Source organism: Baaleninema sp. (assembly GCF_049974805.1).
In the GTDB taxonomy this organism is placed as follows: Bacteria; Cyanobacteriota; Cyanobacteriia; order Cyanobacteriales; family Geitlerinemataceae; genus Baaleninema.
This window is the reverse complement of record NZ_JBNGCO010000227.1, coordinates 1-2,142: the sequence shown is the minus strand read 5'-3', so window position 1 is coordinate 2,142 and position 2,142 is coordinate 1. Positions and strand designations below refer to the sequence as shown.

Genomic DNA, 2,142 nt, shown 5'->3' with positions numbered 1-2,142 from the left:
CATCTCCTCATCTCCTCATCTCCTCATCTCCTCATCTCCTCATCTCCTCATCACCACCGAGGGCGTCGCGCCAGAAGTTGCGCCGCTGCCGAGGGCGGAAGGGGTTTGGCGAACCAATAGCCTTGACCGTAATCGCAGCCAAGGTCCCGTAAATGTCGCAAATCTTCGGGAGTTTCGACCCCTTCGGCAATGGTATCCATACCCAAAGTGTGGGCTAAGGTGATGATGGTGCGAACGATTTCGCGATCTTCTCGGGAGTCGCCCATGCGTTGGACGAAGGATCGATCGATTTTCAAAGTATCGACCGGAAAACGATTGAGATAGCTCAACGACGAATATCCCGTACCAAAATCGTCGATACTCAACTTGACTCCTAAGGCTTTCAGGCGTTGCAACACGACAATGGTGGCTTCCACATCCTCCATCACCACACTTTCGGTAATTTCCAACTTCAACCACTGGGGAACTAAACGGGTACAGGAGAGAATCTCGGAAATACGTTCGACTAAATCCGGCGATTGCAACTGCTTCCCCGACAAATTAACGCTGACTTGCAACCGCTGGCGACTGGGAAACTGTCGCTGCCACAAACGAGTTTGGGAACAGGCGCGATCGAGTACCCAAGCCCCCAACGGCACGATCGAGCCAGTTTCCTCCATCACCGGAATAAACTGTCCCGGGGACACCAGTCCGCGATGGGGATGTTGCCAGCGCACCAAAGCCTCAAAACCGGAAATTTTTCCCGACGACAGCCGCACCAGGGGTTGATAGTAGACGCGAAAGGTTTCCCCGAGTTCGGAGTGGGGCAGATTGGAATTTTCTTTGTCGTGCCATTGCGGTTGTTCGACGGGAGTGGCAAAAACCTCAGAGTGAGCCATAGCCTGGCGCAGGTCGATTTCCAGTTGAAACCGCTCTACCGCTTGGGCTTGAAAGGAGGGGTCGAACACTTCCGGATAGCCTTTGTTCCCAGCCTTGGCGCGATACATGGCCGTGTGGGCGTCTTCGATAGGGTCGCGGGTGTCTCCTGGAACGCCGAGGGCGATGCCGATACTGGAGGTGAGAAAGAGAGGTTGTCCGTCGTGGAGAAAAAACGGTCGTTTGAGCTTGCGGCGGACTTGTAAGGCTAAGTCCATGAGAAGGTCGAGGTCGGTGGTGTTTTCGACAACCATCACGAACTCATCGGGTCCGACTCGGGCTAAAACGTCGCGAGGGGACAAACAGCTTTTGAGGCGGGTGGTCACTTCGACTAAGATGAAATCGCCGACCGCCGTTCCCAAGCAATCGTTGACGGCTTTGAAGCGATCGAGGTCGAGATAAATGGCGCCGATGCGGGTGCCGCCCGGATCGAACCGGATGCGAGCGAGCCGTTGCCGCAAACAGAGGCGATCGTACAGCAGGCGACCGTTGGGCAATCCCGTCAGTCGATCGCGAAACACCTCGTCTACGAGGCGATAAGCGAAGGTGACAGCGATCGCCGCCAAGAAGCCTATCCGCGGCCAGGAAACGGGTATCCACCAAGCAGCCGCGAAAAAGCCCAGTTCCAACACCCACAACCCCGCTAAAGCAGCAACGATCGAACCAGCCAGATACCCCGGACGGCGTACTCCCCACCCTAAACTCGTCCCCAGGAGAATCCACAACCAAGCCCAAAGAGCCTCTAACCCATCAGGAGCGTACCGCCAGGGGCGACGATCGCCTCGGGCAATAGCAATCAGATGTTGAACCATCTGGGCTTGTAGTTCCACCCCTGGCATTTTCATCAAAGTACTATCGGTTTCCGTCTCACTGAAAGGGGTGGCGAACAAATCTCGCAAACTCGGCGCGATCGATCCGATTAACACCACGCGATCGCGAATTTGCTGGGGGTCGAAGCGATCGCTCAACAGATCGCCCAAAGAAATCACCGGAACAGAAGCAGCCGGGGCGCAGTAGTCCAGCAACAGTTGATAGCCCGCACTGTCGATGTGATGATAGCCTCCCGCCGTATCGTCCAGAGGAAAAAGGGTCGTTTCTCCCAGAACGATCGCATCAGTTCCCGAACTCGTATTTCTCGGAACAATACCCATCGGCTTTAAATAACGAAAGGCCGTGCGATTCGTTCTCACCAAAAGTGGAAGGAAAAACTCCTGAAACGTGGGTGGG

1 protein-coding gene is annotated in these 2,142 nt (G+C 55.3%); it reads right to left on the bottom strand.

The genetic code is table 11. The annotated features are described in order from the left end of the window. Positions 1–50: 50 nt before the first annotated feature. A partial coding sequence (locus tag ACP5D4_RS21490) for a putative bifunctional diguanylate cyclase/phosphodiesterase (protein WP_428013644.1) occupies positions 51–2,142 on the bottom strand: 2,092 nt, incomplete at its 5' end.